This is a genomic window from Janthinobacterium sp. 344 (assembly GCF_900112025.1).
Classification (GTDB): domain Bacteria; phylum Pseudomonadota; class Gammaproteobacteria; order Burkholderiales; family Burkholderiaceae_D; genus Janthinobacterium.
Genome location: NZ_FOKL01000015.1, coordinates 1 through 20,023, shown reverse-complemented (window position 1 = coordinate 20,023; position 20,023 = coordinate 1). Strand labels below are relative to the sequence as shown.

The 20,023-nt window shown below is 63.4% G+C and carries 20 protein-coding genes; 10 read left to right on the top strand and 10 right to left on the bottom strand.

All coding sequences use genetic code 11. The features are described 5' to 3' along the window. The first annotated feature begins 158 nt into the window (after positions 1-158). From BM193_RS26605 to BM193_RS26575, 7 genes are all read left to right on the top strand, one after another. On the top strand, positions 159-875 hold the full coding sequence (locus BM193_RS26605) for a DsbC family protein (protein WP_254786435.1): 717 nt from the start codon (positions 159-161) through the stop codon (positions 873-875). A 132-nt stretch (positions 876-1,007) separates the two neighbouring features. After that, entirely contained in the window at positions 1,008-1,466 is a 459-nt protein-coding gene (locus tag BM193_RS26600; protein ID WP_092804044.1) for a (2Fe-2S)-binding protein, read from the top strand. Positions 1,467-1,476: 10 nt separating this feature from the next. Next, the gene (locus BM193_RS26595) at positions 1,477-3,741 is read left to right on the top strand and encodes a xanthine dehydrogenase family protein molybdopterin-binding subunit (protein ID WP_092804047.1); all 2,265 of its coding nucleotides are present in this window, start codon (positions 1,477-1,479) and stop codon (positions 3,739-3,741) included. A gap of 13 nt (positions 3,742-3,754) precedes the next feature. Next, on the top strand, positions 3,755-4,363 hold the full coding sequence (locus tag BM193_RS26590) for a nucleotidyltransferase family protein (RefSeq protein ID WP_092804050.1): 609 nt from the start codon (positions 3,755-3,757) through the stop codon (positions 4,361-4,363). 27 nt (positions 4,364-4,390) lie between these two features. Continuing rightward, positions 4,391-6,238, top strand: a complete 1,848-nt coding sequence (locus BM193_RS26585) for a M61 family metallopeptidase (RefSeq protein ID WP_092804053.1) — start codon at positions 4,391-4,393, stop codon at positions 6,236-6,238. Positions 6,239-6,404: 166 nt separating this feature from the next. Next, positions 6,405-7,583, top strand: a complete 1,179-nt coding sequence (locus BM193_RS26580) for a GGDEF domain-containing protein (RefSeq protein ID WP_254786434.1) — start codon at positions 6,405-6,407, stop codon at positions 7,581-7,583. Between the two features lie 60 nt (positions 7,584-7,643). Next, positions 7,644-8,849, top strand: coding sequence for a GGDEF domain-containing protein (locus BM193_RS26575; RefSeq protein ID WP_254786433.1), 1,206 nt, complete (start codon positions 7,644-7,646; stop codon positions 8,847-8,849). Here the strand turns inward: BM193_RS26575 and BM193_RS26570 are convergent. From BM193_RS26570 to rpe, 7 genes are all read right to left on the bottom strand, one after another. Further along, positions 8,800-9,270: a hypothetical protein gene (locus BM193_RS26570; RefSeq protein ID WP_092804059.1), complete on the bottom strand. Its 471-nt coding sequence runs from the start codon at positions 9,268-9,270 to the stop codon at positions 8,800-8,802. The genes BM193_RS26575 and BM193_RS26570 overlap by 50 nt on opposite strands. Positions 9,271-9,290: 20 nt before the next feature. Then, positions 9,291-10,091, bottom strand: coding sequence for an indole-3-glycerol phosphate synthase TrpC (gene trpC / locus BM193_RS26565; protein WP_092804062.1), 801 nt, complete (start codon positions 10,089-10,091; stop codon positions 9,291-9,293). Between the two features lie 34 nt (positions 10,092-10,125). Further along, on the bottom strand, positions 10,126-11,169 hold the full coding sequence (gene trpD / locus BM193_RS26560) for an anthranilate phosphoribosyltransferase (RefSeq protein ID WP_092804065.1): 1,044 nt from the start codon (positions 11,167-11,169) through the stop codon (positions 10,126-10,128). 65 nt (positions 11,170-11,234) lie between these two features. Beyond that, positions 11,235-11,798: an aminodeoxychorismate/anthranilate synthase component II gene (locus BM193_RS26555; RefSeq protein WP_092804068.1), complete on the bottom strand. Its 564-nt coding sequence runs from the start codon at positions 11,796-11,798 to the stop codon at positions 11,235-11,237. 1 nt (position 11,799) lies between these two features. After that, entirely contained in the window at positions 11,800-13,296 is a 1,497-nt protein-coding gene (gene trpE, locus BM193_RS26550) for an anthranilate synthase component I (protein ID WP_092804071.1), read from the bottom strand. Between the two features lie 243 nt (positions 13,297-13,539). Beyond that, the gene (locus BM193_RS26545; RefSeq protein ID WP_092804074.1) at positions 13,540-14,256 is read right to left on the bottom strand and encodes a phosphoglycolate phosphatase; all 717 of its coding nucleotides are present in this window, start codon (positions 14,254-14,256) and stop codon (positions 13,540-13,542) included. Next, positions 14,256-14,930 carry a ribulose-phosphate 3-epimerase gene (gene rpe, locus BM193_RS26540; RefSeq protein ID WP_034753544.1) on the bottom strand — a complete coding sequence of 225 codons (675 nt, stop codon included), beginning with the start codon at positions 14,928-14,930 and terminating at the stop codon, positions 14,256-14,258. Before rpe ends, BM193_RS26545 begins: the two co-directional genes overlap by 1 nt. Positions 14,931-15,098: 168 nt before the next feature. On the opposite strand from rpe, the gene apaG reads away from it, so the two are divergent. Then, the gene (gene apaG / locus BM193_RS26535) at positions 15,099-15,473 is read left to right on the top strand and encodes a Co2+/Mg2+ efflux protein ApaG (protein ID WP_092804098.1); all 375 of its coding nucleotides are present in this window, start codon (positions 15,099-15,101) and stop codon (positions 15,471-15,473) included. 24 nt (positions 15,474-15,497) lie between these two features. Here the strand turns inward: apaG and BM193_RS28915 are convergent, their stop codons facing one another. Beyond that, entirely contained in the window at positions 15,498-15,644 is a 147-nt protein-coding gene (locus BM193_RS28915) for a hypothetical protein (protein ID WP_175533430.1), read from the bottom strand. Between the two features lie 283 nt (positions 15,645-15,927). On the opposite strand from BM193_RS28915, the gene BM193_RS26530 reads away from it, so the two are divergent. Further along, on the top strand, positions 15,928-16,923 hold the full coding sequence (locus BM193_RS26530; protein ID WP_254786442.1) for a murein transglycosylase A: 996 nt from the start codon (positions 15,928-15,930) through the stop codon (positions 16,921-16,923). 37 nt (positions 16,924-16,960) lie between these two features. On the opposite strand, the gene BM193_RS26525 is transcribed toward BM193_RS26530, so the two are convergent. Continuing rightward, positions 16,961-17,398 carry a universal stress protein gene (locus BM193_RS26525; RefSeq protein WP_092804077.1) on the bottom strand — a complete coding sequence of 146 codons (438 nt, stop codon included), beginning with the start codon at positions 17,396-17,398 and terminating at the stop codon, positions 16,961-16,963. A 136-nt stretch (positions 17,399-17,534) separates the two neighbouring features. Further along, positions 17,535-18,743 (bottom strand): MFS transporter, encoded by a 1,209-nt coding sequence (locus BM193_RS26520; RefSeq protein WP_254786432.1) that lies wholly within the window; start codon positions 18,741-18,743, stop codon positions 17,535-17,537. 174 nt (positions 18,744-18,917) lie between these two features. On the opposite strand from BM193_RS26520, the gene BM193_RS26515 reads away from it, so the two are divergent. After that, complete coding sequence (locus tag BM193_RS26515) at positions 18,918-19,694, top strand: enoyl-CoA hydratase (RefSeq protein WP_070282850.1); 777 nt, start codon at positions 18,918-18,920, stop codon at positions 19,692-19,694. Positions 19,695-20,023: the final 329 nt, after the last annotated feature.

Sequence of the window (20,023 nt, the reverse complement as noted above, 5' to 3'; positions counted from 1 at the left end):
TTAAGATATCACCGGATAATGGCAGCAGTGAAAATTCAAGGTCGCCGCAGCTCGTCTGCGGCGATCGTTTTGTTAAAGAGGTAACGGCGCCGGGCTCCATGCCAGTTCCGCCGGGCGTTTCAAGTGGAGAAGTGATAGTGATAACAATGAACGGAAGCATGAGCAAAATCGCCTTGCTGATGGCCTCGGGCCTGATGATGTCGTGCGCCGGCGCGGAAACGCCGACGGAAGCGAGCATCAAGAAGCTGATCGAGCCGCGCCTGGGCGAAGGCGCCAAGGTGGACTCGGTCAAGGAAACCCCGTATGGCGGCCTGTATGAAGTGCGCACGGGTGGCGACATCCTGTACACGGACAAGAATGCGCAATATCTGTTCGTTGGCCACGTCTTCGACGCCAAGACCTCGCAAGACCTGACCAAGGTGCGCCTGGACGAAGTCAACCGCATCAAGTTCTCCGATCTGCCGCTCGATTCGGCCATGAAAACCGTCAAGGGCAATGGCAAGCGCGTGATCGCCGTGTTCGAAGACCCGAACTGCGGCTACTGCAAGCGTTTCCGCCAGACCGCGCTGAAGGAAATCGACAATGTCACCGTCTACACCTTCATGTACAACATCCTGTCGCCCGATTCCATCGTCAAGTCGCGCAATGTGTGGTGCGCGCCAGACCGCAACAAGGCCTGGGACGACTGGATGCTGAACGGTAAAGTGCCGGCCACGGTAGCCGCCAATTGCGCCAACCCGCATGAAAAAATCCTGGCGCTGGGCCAGCAGCTGCGCGTATCGGGCACGCCGGCCATCTTCTTTACCGATGGCAGCCGCATTCCGGGCGCCATCGATACCAAGACGCTGGAACAGAAACTCTCGACCATCAAGTAATCCGGGCTGTCGCCAGGAGGATAGGACGGCGCGCCCTCGCAAGGCGCGCTTTTTTTTGCATTTTTTTCCGCTGTCGTATCATCAAGTGTTGTTTGTAGATTCAATAACAATCCAAAAAAGGGGAAGCAGCAGATGATTACCTTGAACATCAACGGACGCGACACGCAGGTCGACGCCGATCCTTCCACGCCCGTCCTGTGGGCGTTGCGCGATAACCTGAACATGACGGGCACCAAATTCGGCTGCGGCGCGGCCCTGTGCGGCGCCTGCACGGTGCACCTCGACGGCCAGGCCATCCGCTCGTGCATCACGCCGATTTCCTCCGTCGGCGCGCAAAAGATCACCACCATCGAAGCGATGGAAAACGACCAGGTGGGCAAGGCAGTGCAGGCGGCGTGGGTGCTGCACGACGTGCCGCAATGCGGCTACTGTCAAAGCGGCCAGGTGATGAGCGCCACGGCGCTGCTGCGCACCAACAAGTCGCCCAGCGATGCCGACATCGACGGCGCCATGAGCGGCAATATCTGCCGCTGCGGCACCTATCAACGGATCCGCGCGGCCATCAAGGACGCGGCCAAGACCCTGGCCTGAGGAGAGCGACATGCGTATCGAATGGTTGAATCAGGAAGCATTGCAGCACGGTGGCGTGACCTTGGGCGCGGCCCTCGCTTCGACGCCGGCGGCTGTCGCCGATGGCGTCTCGCGGCGCGGTTTCATGAAGGCCGGCGCGGTGGCCGGCGGCGGCTTGATGCTGGGCTTTTTCCTGCCCGGCGCGGGCAAGCTGGCGCAGGCGGCCGATGCCGCCCCCGCCAAGCCCGCGTACGCGCCGAACGCCTTCCTGCACATCGCCCCCGATAACACGGTGACGGTGCAGGTGAACCGGCTGGAATTCGGCCAGGGCGTGCAAACCAGCCTGCCCATGCTGATCGCCGAGGAACTCGACGCCGACTGGAGCCTGGTGCACGGGGCGCTGGCGCCGGCCGGCGAGCAGTACAAGGATGCCGCCTACGGCATGCAGATGACGGGCGGCTCGGGCAGCATCGCCCATTCGTTTACGCAGTACCGCGAAATCGGCGCCAAGGCGCGCGCCATGCTGGTGGGCGCCGCCGCCGCGCAGTGGAAAGTGAACCCTGACCAGGTACGCGCCGCCAAGGGCGTGCTGTATGGCCCCGGCGGACAAAAGGCGACGTATGGCGAGTTTGCCGACGCGGCCATGCGCCAGAGCGTGCCCGCCACGGTCAAGCTGAAGGACCCGCGCGAGTTTGCCATCATCGGCAAACCCGTGAAACGCCTGGATGCGGCCGCCAAGTCCACGGGAAAACAGCAGTTCGGCATCGACTTCAAGCCGCCCGGCGCGAAAGTGGCGATGGTGGCGCGCCCGCCCGTGTTTGGCGCGAAGGTGGCGAAATTCGACGCCAGCAAGGCGAAGGCCATCCAGGGCGTGCTGGAAGTGCTGGAAGTCAAAACCGACCGTGGCGGCAGCGGCGTGGCCGTCATCGCCGACGGCTACTGGCCCGCCAAGCAGGGGCGCGATGCGCTGGTGATCGAGTGGGACAGCAGCGCCGTGGAAAAGGTCAGCAGCGACAAGCAGCTGGCGGCCTTCAAGGCGCTGGCCAGGACGCCGGGCACGGTGGCGCGCGCATACGACGTCGCCGCGCTGGCCAAGGCGCCGAAGAAGATCGAAGCCGTCTACGAATTCCCCTATCTGGCGCACGCGCCGATGGAGCCGCTCAATTGCGTCGTCGACCTGCAGGCCGACAAATGCACGATGTGGGTCGGCTCGCAATTCCAGACGGGCGACCAGGCGGCCATTGCCGCCACCTCCGGCCTGAAACCCGAGCAGGTGACCCTGCACACGATGATGGCCGGCGGCGGCTTCGGCCGGCGCGCCGTGCCCTCGTCGGATTACGTGGTCGAAGCCGTCAACGTGGCCAAGGCGTACCGTGCTGCGGGCAAGAGCGGGCCGCTGAAACTGATGTGGAGCCGCGAGGATGACATCAAGGGCGGCTACTACCGGCCGTCGCATGTGCACCGCGCGCAGATCGGTCTCGATGCCAAGGGCAAGATCCTCGCCTGGGACCATACCATCGTGGGCCAGTCCATCATGGCCGGCACGCCCTTTGAGGCCTTCATGGTGAAAAATGGCGTCGATGGCACCATGGTCGAAGGCATGGGCGAGCCGTACACCCTGCCGATGAAACTGTCCGTGCACGCGGCCAAGGCGAACGTGCCCGTGCTGTGGTGGCGCTCCGTCGGCTCGACGCATACGGCCTTCGTCATGGAAACCCTGATCGACGAAGCGGCGCACGTGGCGAAGATGGACCCCGTCGCCTACCGCAAGCAGCTGATCGACGCCAAGCACACGCGCCACATCGCCGCGCTGGACCTGGCCGTGGCCAAGTCCGGCTATGGCAGGAAGAAGCTGCCGAAAGGGCAGGCCTGGGGCGTGGCCATGCATGAATCGTTCAACTCCGTGGTCGCCTACGTGGTGACGGCGTCGGTGGTGGAAGGCGCCCCCAGGCTGCACCAGGTATGGGCGGGCGTGCATTGCAACCTGGCTGTCAATCCGCTGACGATCGAGGCGCAGGTGCAAGGCGCCGCGCTGATGGCGCTGGGCATGACCATTCCCGGCGCGGCCATCACGCTCAAGGATGGCGTGGTGGAGCAGCAGAACTTCGGCGACTACCCCGTGCCGCGCATGCCCGACATGCCGGTGATCGAGGTGCACCTGGTGCCATCGGGCGACGCGCCGACGGGCATGGGCGAACCGGGCGTGCCGCCGCTGGCGCCCGCCTTTGCCAATGCGCTGTTTGCCCTGACGGGCAAGCGCCTGCGCAAGCTGCCGTTCGACCTGGCGGCCGCATGACGGCAGTGGTGTTGTGAGTACGGTCGGCATCTTGCTGGCAGCCGGAAGGGGACGCAGGTTCGACCCTTCCGGCGTACAGAACAAATTACTGCAGCCACTGGCCGAAGGCCCGCATGCGGGTTTGCCGGTGGTGGTGGCCGCAGCGACGAACATGCTGGCCGCCTTGCCGCGCGTGCTGGCCGTGGTGCGCGCCGACGACACGCAGGTGGCGCGCGCACTCGGCGCGCTGGGCTGCGAAGTGCGCGTCTGCCACGACGCGGACACGGGCATGGCCGCCTCGCTGACCTGCGGCATCAATCATGTGCGCGGCGCGCCGGGCTGGCTGATCGCCCTGGGCGACATGCCTGGCGTGGAACCGGCTACAATCGCCGCCTTGTCGCACGCCATTGCCGATGGCGCGCGCATCGCGGTGCCCGTCTTCCAGGGCCGGCGCGGCAATCCTGTCGCGTTCAGCGCCGTCCACCTGCCGCTGCTGCTGGCGCTGGACGGCGACCAGGGTGCGCGCAGCATCGTGCAAAGCCATGCGGTGCGCGAGGTGTCCGTCGATGACGGCGGCATCCTGCGCGACATCGACACTCCGGACGATTTGTCGCCGGTGCATGGCGCGACCGGGCGACTTTAGAACATCCATGCCAGACACGAGGAAAACATGAAGAAAGCAGTCATTAAAAAAAGCATCGCCAAGGCGCCCGCCGCCGGCATCATCTACAGCATCGCCGCCCTTGATCTGGCTGGCCATATGTTCAAGGTGACGTTGACCGTCAAGGCGCCGGCCGCCATCGGCCAGGTCTTTGCCTTGCCGGCCTGGATCCCGGGCAGCTACATGATCCGCGAATTTTCGCGCAACATCGTCAGCATCCGCGCCGAATCCGAGGGCAAGGCAGTGGCCCTGGCCAAGCTGGACAAGCACTCGTGGCAGGCCGCGCCCTGCAAGGGCCCCTTGACGGTGGAGTACGAGGTGTATGCCTGGGACTTGTCCGTGCGCGCCGCCCACCTGGACCAGAACCATGGTTTCTTCAACGGCACCAGCGTGTTCCTGCGCGTGCTGGGGCAGGAGTCCGACGCCCATGAAGTGCATATCGTGCAGCCGAAGGATGCGGCCTGCAAGACCTGGCGCGTGGCTACCACCCTGCCGGAACTGAAAGCCAAGCGCTATGGCTTCGGCAGCTACCAGGCGGCCAACTACGATGAGCTGATCGACCACCCGGTGGAGATGGGCGACTTCGCGCTGGCCACCTTCAAGGCGCACGGCGTGCCGCACGATATCGTCGTCACGGGCAAGGTGCCGAACCTGGACCTGGAGCGCTTGTCGCGCGACCTGAAAGCCATCTGCGAAACGCAGATCGCCTTCTTCGAGCCGAAGACCAAGAAAGCGCCGATGGACCGCTACGTGTTCATGACCATGGCCGTCGGCGACGGCTACGGCGGCCTGGAACACCGCGCCTCGACGGCATTGATCTGCGCGCGCGCCGACCTGCCGACGACGGCATCGAGCAGCACGGAGATCGGCGACGGCTACCTGAAATTCCTGGGCCTGTGCAGCCACGAGTACTTCCATACCTGGAACGTCAAGCGCATCAAGCCGGCCGCGTTCGCGCCATACAACCTGCAGGCGGAAAGCTACTCGCCGCTGCTGTGGCTATTCGAAGGCTTCACCAGCTACTACGACGACCTGATGCTGGTGCGGGCGGGTTTGATCGACGAGGAAGCGTACTTCAAGCTGCTGGGCAAGACCGTCAACAGCGTCTTGCGCGGCAGCGGCCGCACCAAGCAGAGCGTGGCCGATTCCAGCTTCGACGCCTGGGGCAAATACTATCGCCAGGATGAAAACGCGCCGAACGCCATCGTCAGCTACTACACCAAGGGTTCGCTGATCGCGCTGGCGTTCGACCTGACATTGCGCAGCAAGACGAATGGCGAAAAATCGCTGGACGACGTGATGCAGGCCTTGTGGCAACGCTATGGCCGCGATTTCTACAAGGGCAAGGGGGAAGGCAAAGGCCGCGGCGTGACGCCGGCCGAAGTCGAAGCCCTGTTCGACGAGATTGCCGGCACGCGCATGAAGCCCTTCTTCGAGCGCTACATCCGCGGCACGGACGACGTGCCGCTGGCGCGCCTGCTGGCGCCGTTCGGCGTGAAATACAGCGATGCGCGCAAGGCGCACAAGCCCAGCCTGGACGTCAACCTGGGCCGCGACGGCAACGACGCCAAGCTGGCGCAGGTGCACCAGGGCGGCGCCGCCCACCTGGCAGGCTTGTCCGCGGGTGACGTGCTGGTGGCCGTCGATGGCTTGCGCGTGGCTGGCAACCCGGCCAACCTGGACTCCTTGCTGGGCCGTTACGCGGTCGGCGCCACGGTGGCGATCCACGCCTTCCGCCGCGACGAGCTGATGACGTTCAGCGCCGTGCTGCAAGGCGACCGCGCGCCGGGCGTCAGCCTGGCCATCTTGCCGGCGCCGAAGAAAGCCACGGGACCGAAGCGCCCTAGCGCCATGTAAGGCACACGGTTGTTGCCGCCGCCGGCAGGGCGGCTTGTGCCATGCACAAGATTTCCCCTGCCGGCGGTTGCCACGCCATGTTTCACGGTACAATTTCTCGCACGAAATTTTTTGTGCTTGTCAGCATGTACAGCGCGATGTGCCCGCTCACCGTACCGTGTCCCTCGTGAAACTTGATCCCGCCACCATTATCCTGATGTCCACCTTGATGGGGGTGGCCATGTGCGTGGTGCTGTTCGCCGCCCAGCGCAGCTTTCCCTCGACGGTGCAGGGCTTGCGCGAATGGGTGTTCGGCATGCTGGGCCTCGTGGTTTCCAGTGTTCTGTTCGGCTTGCGCGACATGGTCCCACCCGGCATCCTCTTGCCGGTGGCCAATTCCGTGTTCCTGTGCGGCGCCGGCATGCTGCTGATCGGCACCCAGCGCTTCTATGGCGTGCGGCCCGCCTGGCACCTGTTTCATGGGGTCTGGCTGCTGGGGCTGCTGGTCATGCTGTGCTGGCTGTATCTGTGGCCCGACTTCGCCATGCGCGTGGCGATGTTTTCCTTGTTGATGCTGGTGTTGAACGCTACGCAATTCCTCGTGATCGCGCGGCATGGCGAACGGCATGTGTCGACCCTGTTTTTCGGCATGCTGACCCTGGTGCAATCGCTGTCGGTCTTGCACCGCGCCATCTCGGCCCTGCAGGATGGCGGCGCCGGCAGCGACATCCTGCACGGCGGTCCGTATCACAGCCTGTATCTGGCCGTCACGGCATTCATGACCTTGCTGCTGCCCGTCGGTTTCATGACCGTGGCCACGCGCCGCCTGCAGTCGTTGCTGGAGCAGCGCTCCAACCGCGATCCGCTGACGGCCGTGCTGAACCGGCGCGGTTTCGCCGCATGGCACGCCAGGGAAAGCGCGCGCCAGCCGTTGGCGCTGATGAGCATCGACCTGGATTTCTTCAAGGCCATCAACGACCGCCACGGTCACGCCATGGGCGACCGCGTGCTGGTCGATGTGGCGGGCGTCATCAGCGGCGCCTTGCGCGAGCGCGATGCCGTGGCGCGATTCGGCGGCGAGGAATTCGTCGTCCTGCTGCCCGATGCGCCGCCGGCGCGCGCCGAACTGGTGGCGCGGCGCATCCAGGATGCCTTGCGCCAACCGCGGCCCGATCCGGCACTGCCGAAATATACGCTGAGCATCGGCATCGCCTGCCAGGCATCGCATGACGAAACGCTCGACAGCCTGCTGCTGCGATCGGACCGAGCCTTGTACCGCGCCAAGCAGCTGGGACGCGACCGCATCGAGGTGGCGCAGCCGGAACTTGCTCAGCTGAAACACCGGCAGCATATTTGCCAGAACTGAACTATATTTTCCATAACTGAACTAAAATTGCTCCATTGATTTTTTAGGCTTCACTCGACTGTGGAAACCCTCGATCCCCGCACCATCATGTTGATGACCACCCTGATGTGCGGGGCCATGAGCATCGTCATGTTTTCCGTGTATCGCAGTTTCCGGCGCGAAGTGCATGGCCTGGGACATTGGGCGGCAGGCTTGCTGTTGCTGGTATGCGCGTCATTCCTGTTTGGCGCGCGCGGTGCCTGGCCCGACGCGGTGGCGCTGCTGGGCGCGAATGTCGCCCTGATGCTGGGTATCGGCCTGTCGATGCTGGGCACGGAAAAATTCTATGAACAGGCGCCCAGCCTGCGTTTCTACGCGCTGGCCTGCGCTCTCGGCACGGCCGGCATCGCCTGGTGGCTGCTGGCCACGCCCGACTTCTCGCGCCGCGTCGCGGTCTTTTCCCTGGTGGTGTTCCTGTTCTATGCGCGCCAGGCGCACTTGGTATTGCGCCATGGCGAACGGCATTTTTCCAGCCTCTTCTTTGGCAGCCTGATGCTGGTGCAGGCGCTGGTGGTGCTGGTGCGGGGCGCGTCCGCCCTGCTGCATGGCGGCGCCAGCGTGGATTTGACGGTCGCGGGCACCCTGGCCAGCATCTACCTGGCGGCGGCCAATTTCATGGCGCTGCTGCTGACGGTGGGCTTCATGACCGTGGCGACGCGGCGCCTGCAGACGATACTCGAGCGCCGCTCCACGCACGATCCCCTGACGCAGGTGTTGAACCGGCGCGGTTTCGGCGATGTGTACGAGCGCGAAAAAGCCAATCTGCCACGCCACCGCCAGCCCTTGACCTTGCTCAGCATCGACCTCGATTTCTTCAAGTCGATCAATGACCGCTACGGCCACGCGACGGGCGACAAGGTGCTGGCGCACGTGGCCACCATCATCGGCGGCGCGCTGCGCGAGTCCGATTGCGTGGCGCGTTTTGGCGGTGAAGAGTTTGTCGTGCTGATGCCCGACATGGCGCCGCACAGCGCGCTGGGCGTGGCCGAGCGCATCCGCGCCTTGCTGCGCGAACCGAATACCGGCGGATTGCCGCCCTGTACCGTGAGTATTGGCGTGGCTTGCCAGGCGTCGGTGCAGGAAGAGCTGGACCAGCTGCTGTCGCGCGCCGACGCGGCGCTGTACCTGGCCAAGGAAAATGGCCGCGACCGCATCGAAGTCGATGCGACAGGACCGGCTACTGTGGTCCGGACAATGTCCGCAGCTGAAATCGGTATTGATCGTTGAATAAGAAAGTCTCGGAGAACTCGAGGGTCTTGTCGCGGCCGCGCATCAATTGCGCCGCCGGCGGGAAGGCGTCCGGGACGCGCCGCACGGCGGCCAGCGCCGCGCTGGAGGCTTCGTTGTCGCGCGAGCGGTGCACGCGCACGCTTTTCAGGGCGCCATCGCGTCCCACGCTCAGGTCGAGGACGACGATGGCCGGCAGCATGGGCGGCAGGCGCCCGCTGAAGGTAAATGGCGTATTGGCATCCATGATCTGCCGCGCCACCAGCAGCTTGTAGGCATCGATGGTGGCCGCGGGGACGATGGCTTTCGGCGCCGGCGGCGCGGCAGGGACACTGGCGGGTGTCCGCGCGCGCGGTTCCGGCGCTTTCTGGCATGCCGCCAGCAGCGCGCCAACGGCAAGGACGGTCAGCAGCTGTCTCATGACCGCCAGAGTACCACTTCTTAGCTGAACAGGCGTTCCAGTTCCACGCCGGGGTCCGGCGCGCGCATGAACGCTTCGCCCACCAGGAAGCTGTGGACATTCGCCTCGCGCATGCGCTGCACGTCGGCCGTGCTGTGGATGCCCGATTCGGTGATGATCAAGCGGTCTTGCGGGATGCGCGGCAAGAGATTGATGGTGGTATCGAGCGACGTCTCGAAGGTGCGCAGGTTGCGGTTGTTGATGCCGATCAGCGCGCTCTTGAGTTTCAGTGCCGCCGTCAGTTCCTCGCCGTCGTGGCTTTCGATCAGCACGCCCATGCCCAGTTCATGGGCACAGGCTTCCATCTCCGCCATCAGGCCATGGTCGAGCGCCGCGACGATCAGCAGGATGCAGTCGGCGCCCATGGCGCGCGCTTCATAGATCTGGTACATGTCGACCATGAAGTCCTTGCGCAGCACGGGAATGGCGCAGGCGGCGCGCGCCTGCTGCAGGTACTCGACGGAGCCCTGGAAGAACTGCTCGTCCGTCAGCACGGACAGGCAGGCCGCGCCATGCTGGGCATAGCTGGCGGCAATGTCGGCCGGGCGGAAATCGGCGCGGATCACGCCTTTCGACGGCGAGGCTTTTTTTACCTCGGCGATGATGCCGGGCTTGCCGGCGGCGATGTGCTGGCGCAGGCTGGCCTCAAAGCCGCGCAGGCCGGCGCGCAGGGCGCTGTCGCTTTCCACGTCGCCGCGCAGGCTGGCCAGGCTGCGGCGGGCTTTCGCCTTCGCCACTTCATCGGCTTTCACGGCCAGGATTTTATCGAGTATGTCGGACATGATGTTCGCTATTCTATCAATGAGGGCAGGGAGATCACGCTTGCACCGGGGTGCCCAGCTGCTGCGTGACCTGCACGAATTGCGCAAGTTTCGCCAGCGCGGCGCCCGAGCTGACGGCGGTGCGCGCGCGCGCCAGGCCATCTTCGATCGAGCTGGCCACGCCGGCCGCATACAGCGCCGTGCCCGCGTTCAGGGCGACGATATCGGAAGCGGCGCCGGGTTCGCCGCGCAGCGCTTCCATCATTTTCGCTTTCGACTCGGTGGAATCGGCCACCTTCAGGTTGCGGCTGGCGATCATCTGCAAGCCAAAGTCTTCCGGGTGGATTTCATACTCGCGGATTTCGCCGTTGACCAGTTCACCCACCATGGTACCGGCGCCCAGCGACACTTCATCCATGTTGTCGCGGCCATACACGACGATGGCATGCTGCGCGCCCAGGCGCTGCAGCACGCGCACCTGGATGCCGACCAGGTCGGCGTGGAACACGCCCATCAGGATGTTGGGCGCGCCGGCGGGATTGGTCAGCGGGCCGAGAATATTGAAAATCGTGCGCACGCCGAGTTCTTTGCGCACGGGCGCCGCATGCTTCATGGCCGCGTGGTGGTTCGGCGCGTACATGAAGCCGATGCCCGTTTGCGCGATCGACTGGGCGATCTGCTCGGGCTGCAGGTTGATATTGACGCCCAGGGAGTCCAGCACGTCGGCGCTGCCGGACGAGGAGGACACGCTGCGCCCGCCATGTTTGGCCACGCGCGCGCCGGCGGCGGCGGCCACGAACATCGAGGCGGTGGAAATATTGAACGTGTGCGCGCCGTCGCCGCCCGTGCCGACGATGTCGAGCAGGTTGGTGGTGTCGGCCATGGGCACCTTGGTGGAAAACTCGCGCATCACTTGCGCGGCGGCGGCGATTTCGCCGATGGTTTCCTTTTTCACGCGCAAGCCCATGGTCAGCGCGGCGATCATGGTGGGCGACATTTCGCCGGACATGATCTGGCGGAACAGGTACAGCATTTCGTCGTGAAAAATCTCGCGGTGTTCGATGCAGCGCAGCAGGGCTTCTTGTGGGGTGATCGGCATGATGCTTCCTTCTTCAATGATGGCGCAGGAGGACACTGATGGCACGCCGTGGCGTGCGCATGGAATCAGCGCTCGAGGAAATTCTTCAGCAGGGCGTGGCCGTGCTCCGAGAGGATCGATTCGGGGTGGAACTGCACGCCCTCGATATCGTATTCCCGGTGGCGCACGCCCATGATTTCGCCGTCGTCCGTCCACGCCGTCACTTCCAGGCAGGAAGGCAGCGAGGCACGTTCGATCGCCAAAGAGTGGTAGCGGATCACTGTGAAGGGGCTGGGCAAGCCTAGAAAGACGCCCACGCCCGTATGCGCGATGAGGGAAGTCTTGCCATGCATGACCTGCTTGGCGCGGATGACTTTTCCGCCAAACGCTTCGCCGATGGCCTGGTGGCCCAGGCACACGCCGAGGATAGGCTTCTTGCCGGCGAAGTGCTTGAGCACGTCCACCGAAATGCCCGCCTGCGCTGGCGCTTTCGGGCCGGGCGAGATGCAGATGCGGTCCGGGTTCAGCGCCTCGATCTGTTCGATCGTGATTTCATCATTGCGGTAGACGCGCACGTCTTCGCCCAACTCGCCGAAATACTGCACGATGTTATAGGTGAAGGAGTCATAGTTATCGATCATCAGCAGCATCTTAAAACTCCCCATCCAGGCCATCTTGCACTTGTTCGGCGGCACGCAGTACGGCGCGCGCCTTGTTTTCGGTTTCCTGCCATTCCATCTCGGGAATCGAGTCGGCGACAATGCCGGCCGCGGCCTGCACGTACAGCATGCCGTCCTTGATCACGCCCGTGCGGATGGCGATCGCCACATCCATTTCACCGCCAAACGACAAATAGCCGCAGGCGCCGCCATAGATGCCGCGTTTGGTGATTTCCAGTTCGTCGATCACTTCCATGGCGCGCACTTTCGGCGCGCCCGTCAGGGTGCCGGCCGGGAAGGTGGCGCGCAGCACGTCCAGGTTCGACAAGCCGTCTTTCAGCTTGCCTTCCACGTTCGAGACGATGTGCTGCACATGTGAATATTTTTCGATGACCATGCGGTCGGTGACATGCACGCTGCCCGTCTCGGCGATACGGCCGATGTCGTTGCGCGCCAGGTCGATCAGCATCACGTGCTCGGCGATCTCTTTCGGGTCGGCCAGCAGTTCGGCCGACAATTCGGCGTCGCGTTCGGGCGTGGCGCCGCGCGGCCGGGTGCCGGCGATGGGGCGCAACGTCACTTTCTTGCCGCCGTCGCCCAGGTTTTCATTGCGCACCAAAATCTCGGGCGATGCGCCGATGATCTGCATGTCGCCGAAGTTATAGAAGTACATATACGGCGACGGGTTCAGCGAACGCAGTGCGCGGTACAGGGTCAGCGGCGAATCGACGTACGGCTTGCGGATGCGCTGGCCGATCTGCACCTGCATCAGGTCGCCCGCCATCACGTATTCGTGCGCCTTGGCGACGGCCTTCAGGTACTCTTCCTTGGAAAAATCGCGGATGGTTTCCGTGCGCACGGAGGCGCTCGTGACGGGCGCATCGACGCCGCGGCGCAGCATCATGCGCAAGTCCTTCAGGCGCTGGCGCGCCTTGCTGAAGGACTCGGGCTGCGTCGTGTCGGCGTAGACGATCAGGTAGAGTTTGCCGGACAGGTTGTCGATGACGGCCAGTTCCTCCGTCACCATCAGCTGGATGTCGGGCAGGTTCAAGTCATCTTTGGGCGCGCCGCCGGCGAGTTTTTTCTCGATGTGGCGTACCGTGTCGTAGCCGAAGTAGCCGGCCAGGCCGCCGCAGAAGCGTGGCATGCCGGGACGCAGGGCCACCTGGAAGCGCGACTGGTACTGTTCGATGAAGTCGAGCGGATTGCCTTCGTGTTCTTCGATGACGACGCCGTTCTTGACGATCTCGGTGCGCTTGCCATGGCTGCGCAGCACGGTCGTGGCGGGCAAGCCGATGAAGGAATAGCGGCCGAAGCGCTCGCCGCCGACGACGGATTCGAGTAAAAAGGTGTTCTTGCCGCCTTGCTGGGTCTGCGCCAGTTTCAGGTACAGGGTGAGCGGGGTTTCCAGGTCGGCGAAGGCTTCCGCGATCAGGGGGATGCGGTTGTAGCCTTGCTGGGCCAGCGATTTGAATTCGAGTTCGGTCATGTTTCTCTCCATGCCGCCAGGGGACGCGTGTGCACGATGCACTAGCCCTGCGGTGGGTTATCAAAAAACCTGCCGGTACACACCAGATGCGCAACATGCGCGCGTGCAGCCGACAGCAATCTTACACGGCTCGGCCCTCAGGCCTGCCAGGATTGCCAGCGTCGCCAAAGCCAGGCCTCAATCGAGCCGGTTTGGGTGACATTGTGTTTTTTGATGAGAAACGTGTTCACGGTGTGGTGTTGGTCAGTATGCTGGTCTGTTTTGCATGCTAATAAAATGGGCCGCTTCAAGCAGCGTATTTACTATACCATCGGAATCGGTGTCGTGTATAGAGTGTCCGTGGTTGTAGCCATACGGTACCGTCAGGACGGGGCAAGCCGCAGCCCGTGCCGCTTGCGCGTCATTTGAGGAGTCGCCGATGGCCACCACTCTGGCGGGCGCCAGGTCGAAGTCCGCGCACACCTGCAGCAGCGGCAGCGGGTCCGGTTTCTTCCTTGGCAGCGAATCGCCGCCGTAGACGATCTCGAAATAGCCATCGAGTTTTTTCTGTTTCAGCAGGGGCAGGGCGAAGGCGATCGGCTTGTTGGTGACGCAGGCCAGGCGCAGGCCCGCCGCCTGCATCGCCGCCAGGCCCGCTTCCACGTCCGGATACAGGGTGCTGAACTGGCCGTTGATGGCCAGGTAGTGGCGCTGGTAGGCGTCCATCGTCTGCTCGAAGCGCTGTTCCACGCCGGTGGCATCGAAGTCGAGCGCCAGCACGGTGCGGATCAGGTTTTCCGAGCCCTTGCCCACCATCAGCTTGATGGCCTCGGCGCTGATGGGCGCGAGCCCCAGTTCCGCGCGCATGCCGTTGATGGCAACATGGAAATCGGGCACGGTGTCGAGCATCGTACCATCGAGGTCGATGATGGCGGCGCGCACGCCGGCCAGGACGTGGTCTTTCACCGTGCCCGCTTGCATCAGGCGCCCTTGACGGCTGCGAGCTCGGCGCGCATGGCGTCGATGACGGCCTTGTAGTCAGGCTTGCCGAAGATGGCCGAGCCGGCGACAAAGGTGTCGGCGCCGGCGGCGGCGGCGGCGGCGATGTTGTCGATCTTGATGCCGCCGTCGACTTCCAGCATGATGTCACGGCCCGATTCGTCGATCATGCGGCGCGCTTCGGCGATTTTCTTCAGCGCTTGCGGGATGAACGACTGGCCGCCGAAGCCCGGGTTGACGGACATGATCAGGATGATGTCGATCTTGTCCATCACGTGTTCCAGATAGTGCAGCGGCGTGCCCGGGTTGAAAACCAGGCCCGATTTGCAGCCATTGTCGCGGATCAGCTGCAGCGAACGGTCGACGTGATCCGACGCTTCCGGGTGGAAGGTGATGATGTTCGCGCCAGCCTTGGCGAAATCCGGGATAATGCGATCGACAGGCTTGACCATCAGATGCACGTCGATGGGCACTTGCACGTGCGGGCGGATCGCTTCGCACACCAGCGGGCCGATGGTCAGGTTCGGCACGTAGTGATTGTCCATCACGTCGAAGTGGATGATGTCGGCGCCGGCGGTAACGACGTTGCGCACTTCCTCGCCCAGGCGGGCAAAGTCGGCGGACAGGATGCTGGGAGCGATACGGAATGTTGTCATGGTGAAGTAGCCAAAGGAGAGAAAATGCGAAGATGCGCTATTTTACGCTTGACGCCGCTACCATGCCTTATTGACGCATAGCAAAACACAGAATACGCGGCGCGCCGTGGCTAATCGGGCACGCGCGACACACCATATATGACTGGCAATGTCTGAATAGGAATGACGATGGCGACTTATGAATTTACGGTAACGGTCAAGACGCAATACCTGCCCGAGCAATCGGCACCGGACCAGGGGCGGCACGTGTTCAGCTACACGATTCGCGTCGTGAACACGGGCACCGTGGGCGCGCAGCTGATTTCGCGCCACTGGGTCATCACGGATGCGAACAACAAGGTGGAAGAGGTGCGCGGCCTGGGCGCCGTCGGTCACCAGCCGCTGCTGCAGCCGGGCGAACAGTTCGAATACACGAGCGGCACCATGCTGGGCACGCCGCAAGGCTCGATGCGCGGCGAATATTTCTGCGTGGCCGAAGATGGCCACCAGTTCGAAGCGTTGATTCCCGAGTTCGTGCTGTCGGTGCCGCGCACCCTGCATTAATCAGATGGCGCGGATGCGCGCCGCTTATTTCAGCTTTTCGGTGGCGTCCTGCTTTTCACGCAGTTGTTTGCGTGCTGGCGGCGCGGGCTTCTTGCCCGAATACATGGTCCACCAGACTATAAATGCCAGCAGGAAGAACGCCACCAGCGCCTCTATCATCAAGATCCACATACGCACCCCTATGTTATTTATCCGCAGCTTATTTTTGCACCGTCGTCTCTTTACACGCGGTAGTCTACTCGTTTCCATCGGCGGCGTCGCGCTCGCGCTGTCCGCCTGCACCACGCCACCGGCGGCGCCCGGCACCGCCAGCGGCAAGGCGCCGGCCATCGCACCGACCGTCGTCAAGCCCGTGCCGGCCAAGCCCGCCGATGCCAAGGATGCCACGGATACGGCCGCGCCCACTTTCGTGCCCGCCAAGTTTGCCGCCTTGCCCGGCTGGGCGCGCGACGACATGCGCGCCGCCTGGCCCGCCTTCATGGCTTCGTGCGGCGTGCTGGTCAAGCGCCCGGACTGGAAAGAGTCGTGCACGATTGCGCGCCAGGTGAATGCCGACAGCGACAAGGCCATCCGCCTGTTCTTCGAAACCTTCTTCGTGCCGAACCAGGTGGTCGCCGCCGACGGCGTCAGCACGGGGCTGGTGACGGGTTACTACGAGCCGCTGCTGCACGGCGCGCGCAAGCGGGGCGGCCCGTACCAGACGCCGCTGTACAAGGTGCCCGACGATCTCGTTTCCGTCGACCTGTCCGGCGTGTATCCGGAATTGAAAAACATGCGCCTGCGTGGCAAGCTGGTGGGCAAGAAGGTGGTGCCGTACGCCACGCGCGCCGACATCGAGCGCGCCACGTCCGTGACGGGCAAGGAATTGCTGTGGGTCGATGATGAAGTCGAGGCATTCTTCCTGCAAGTGCAGGGCAGCGGCCGGGTGCAGCTGACGGATACGCAGGAAACCGTGCGCGTGGCATACGCGGACCAGAATGGCCACCCGTATAAATCCATCGGCCGCTATCTGGTCGACAAGGGCGAGCTGACCATGAGCCAGGCATCGGCGCAGGGCATCAAGGCGTGGATCGCCGGCCACCCCACGCGCAAGGATGAGTTGTTCAATGCCAATCCCAGCTATGTCTTCTTCAAGGAAGAGCGCTTGCCCGATCCGAAAGTGGGACCGAAGGGCGCGCTGGGCGTGCCGCTGACGCCGCAGCGCTCGGTGGCCATCGATTCGCGCTATGTGCCGCTGGGCGCGCCCGTGTTCCTGTCGACCACGCAAGCCAATAGCGATATCCCCATGCAGCGCCTGGTGATGGCGCAGGATACGGGCGGCGCCATTCGCGGGCCGATCCGTGTCGATTATTTCTTTGGTTTTGGCGCGGAAGCGGCCGAGAACGCGGGCCGCATGAAGCAGAGCGGCGCGGTGTGGGTGTTGCTGCCCAAGCAGGCGCCGGCGCGCTAGAGGGAATGGCGCGGCGCCGGGCGGTGCGTGGTGTCGCTTAACGTAAAACCATCACTGGCAAGTGGGTGTGCGCCAGCACTTTTTGCGTTTCGCTGCCCACAAACAGCTTGTTCAAGCCCTTGCGGCCATGCGAGGCCATCAGGATGATGTCGCACTGGTAGGTTTGCGCCGCATTGACGATTTCTTCATGCGGGCTGGGCGAGACGGCCACCACGCCTTCGAAGGGCACGCCGGCGGCGCGCGCCGCCTCGCCGATCTTGTCGATGGCGCGCTGCGACGCTTCCTGCATCTGCTGCTCGTACAGGCCGGCGTCGAGCACGATGCCGCCATCGGCCATCGGCGAGAACGGGAACGGTTGCACCACGCTGATGGCGACCAGCTTGGCCTTGTTCAATTGCGCGAAGGCGAGGGCCGTCTCGGCGGCTTTGTCGGACAACGGCGAGCCGTCGGTGGGAAATAAGATGGTGTTAAACATGGCGTGCTCCTCAAGTGATGTAAGACAGCTTATGGATTTACGTCAATTACTTCCTTGATGTAAATCAAATCGTTCAGGCTTTGCCGAAAATAGTGTCGCCAAGGCAATCTTTGGCAGTGTATGCCCGTTCATGGCTTCAGGTGCGCACGCTACGCAGCGGCGTGCCCCATACCATGGCGACCGTCAACGCAATGCTGCCGGCCGCGATGCACGCCAGGCCATTGCGCACGCCAAAATGTTCGGCCACCCAGCCGGCTGCCAGCGCGCCCAGCGGCGCCGTGGCCACCGTCAGGAAACGCATGGTCGACGTCATGCGGCCCAGCATGGCATCGGGCGTGACCTTCTGGCGCAAGCCCAGGTAGGGAATAAAGAACAGCATCACGCCGCAATCGAAAAAGAACATCAAGATCGCATATGCCACGGCGCTGGCGGCCGCGCTGCCGAACAGCAGCGCCGGGATGGTTGGCGTCAGGGCAAAACACACGGACGTGGAGGCCAGCCCGATGAGAATGGTGCGGCCCGTGCCATAGCGCCGGGTCAGGGGCTTGACGATGAAGGCACTGAGCAGCACGCCGGCGCCGCCCAGCATCTGCGTCATGCCCAGCACGCCGGGGCTCATGCCCAGGTCATGCGTGGCGAACAGCACGGCCAGGGCCATGCTGGCATAAAACAGGAAGTGCCAGATGCCCGCGCCCCAGGCCAGCGCGCGCAGCAGCGGTTCGCGCCAGACGAACAGCAAGCCATCGGCGATGTCGCGCAAGGCGTGCTTGTCGGACGGAGCAGGGCGCGGATCGCGCACGCTCATGGCGCGCAGATTGAACACGGAAATCAAATAACCGCAGGCCGTGCACAGGATGGCGACGGGCGCCGACAGCACTTGCACCAGCACGCCGGCCAGGCCGGGGCCGATCAGGCGCGAAGCCGATTCCGTGGCGGCGAATTTTGACTGCGCATCGATCAAGCCGTCGCGGCCCACGAGGAAGGTCAGAAACACTTGCTCGGCGCCGCCGCCCACGACAAAGCCCGTGCCGATGATGAAGCCCACTATATATAACCATGGCATCGACAGCACGCCGCACCACCAGGCGACGGCCACGCTGGCCAGGGCCAGGCCGGACATGCTTTCGCTGAACAGCATGATCGGGTGCTTGCTGCGCCGGTCCAGCAGCACGCCGACAGGCAAGCCGAAGAGGGCAAACGGCAGCGCCTGCAAAGCGACGAGCAGGCCCATCTGTTCCGGCGTGGCGTGCAGCAAGAGCACGGCGCACAGGGGCAGGGCCAGCGAGGTGATCTGGGCGCCGAAGCAATTGAGGCCATTGCTGAACCACAGGCGGCGGAAATTCACGCTGGCGGCGCTGCCATCGCCGCGCAGGCGGCTGGCCAGTGACTGGAGACGAGGGGAGGAAATTTGCTGCTCGATAAGAAAGTAATCAGGCTCAGAATAATAACAGCGCGCCTGTCGCGCCGCTGCCGTTAGCCGCTACAATCGTCGCTACCGCGTTCATCCAGAGGAGACACTATGCAATACGAAGACTTGATCATCGATATCCAGGACAAAGTGGCGGTCATCCGCCTGAACCGCCCGAAGGCGCTCAACGCCTTGAACGACAACATGATGAATGAGCTGGGCGATGCCTTGCTCAAGTTCGATGCCGACGAGAATATCGGCTGCATCGTGCTCACCGGTAGCGAAAAAGCCTTTGCCGCCGGCGCCGATATCGCCGCCATGGCCGACTATACTTATCCCGACACCTTTACCCAGGGTTACATCAGCCGCAACTGGGAACATATCCTGCGCGTGCGCAAACCCGTGGTCGGTGCGGTGGCGGGCTATGCATTGGGCGGCGGCTGCGAGCTGGCCATGATGTGCGATTTCCTGATCGCCGCTGACAGCGCCAAGTTTGGCCAGCCGGAAATCAAGGTTGGCGTCACGCCAGGTGCGGGCGGTACGCAGCGCTTGCCGCGCGCCATCGGCAAGGCCAAGGCCATGGATCTGTTGTTGACGGCGCGCACCATCGACGCGGCCGAGGCGGAACGCATCGGCCTGGTATCGCGCGTGGTGCCCGCCGATAAGTTGCTGGAAGAAACCCTGGCCGCCGCCAAGACCATCGCCGCCATGCCGACCTCGGTGGCCATGATGATCAAGGATTGCGTCAACCGCGCCTTTGAAACCACTTTGACCGATGGTGTCGCCTACGAGCGCCGTTTATTCCAGGCGGCCTTCGGCACGCCGGCACAAAAGGAAGGCATGCACGCTTTCCTGGAAAAGCGCTTGCCAAACTTCGACGGTCTTTGATATGATTCGCCTCCCCGATGCAACGCAGTGGTTTTAGCGAAACAGAGGGAGCCGGATGCAGTAGCAAACGGCAAAAAAGAAGGTTGACGAAATAGCCGAAACGCTTCATACTCTTCCTTCTTCGCAGCTGACAAACACAACGCTTTGTCGATAGCGCGAAAGCAGTACCGAATACAGTTCTTTAACAATTAACAGTCGATAAGTGTGGACATTTGATGCAAGTGCAGCGCCGATCTTCGGATTGGCGTCTAACTTAAAATATCAAATGTTCACGAAGAAATAAATGAAATAGGACGCTTCGCAAGAAGTGGCCTGTCAGTTGTTTTTGA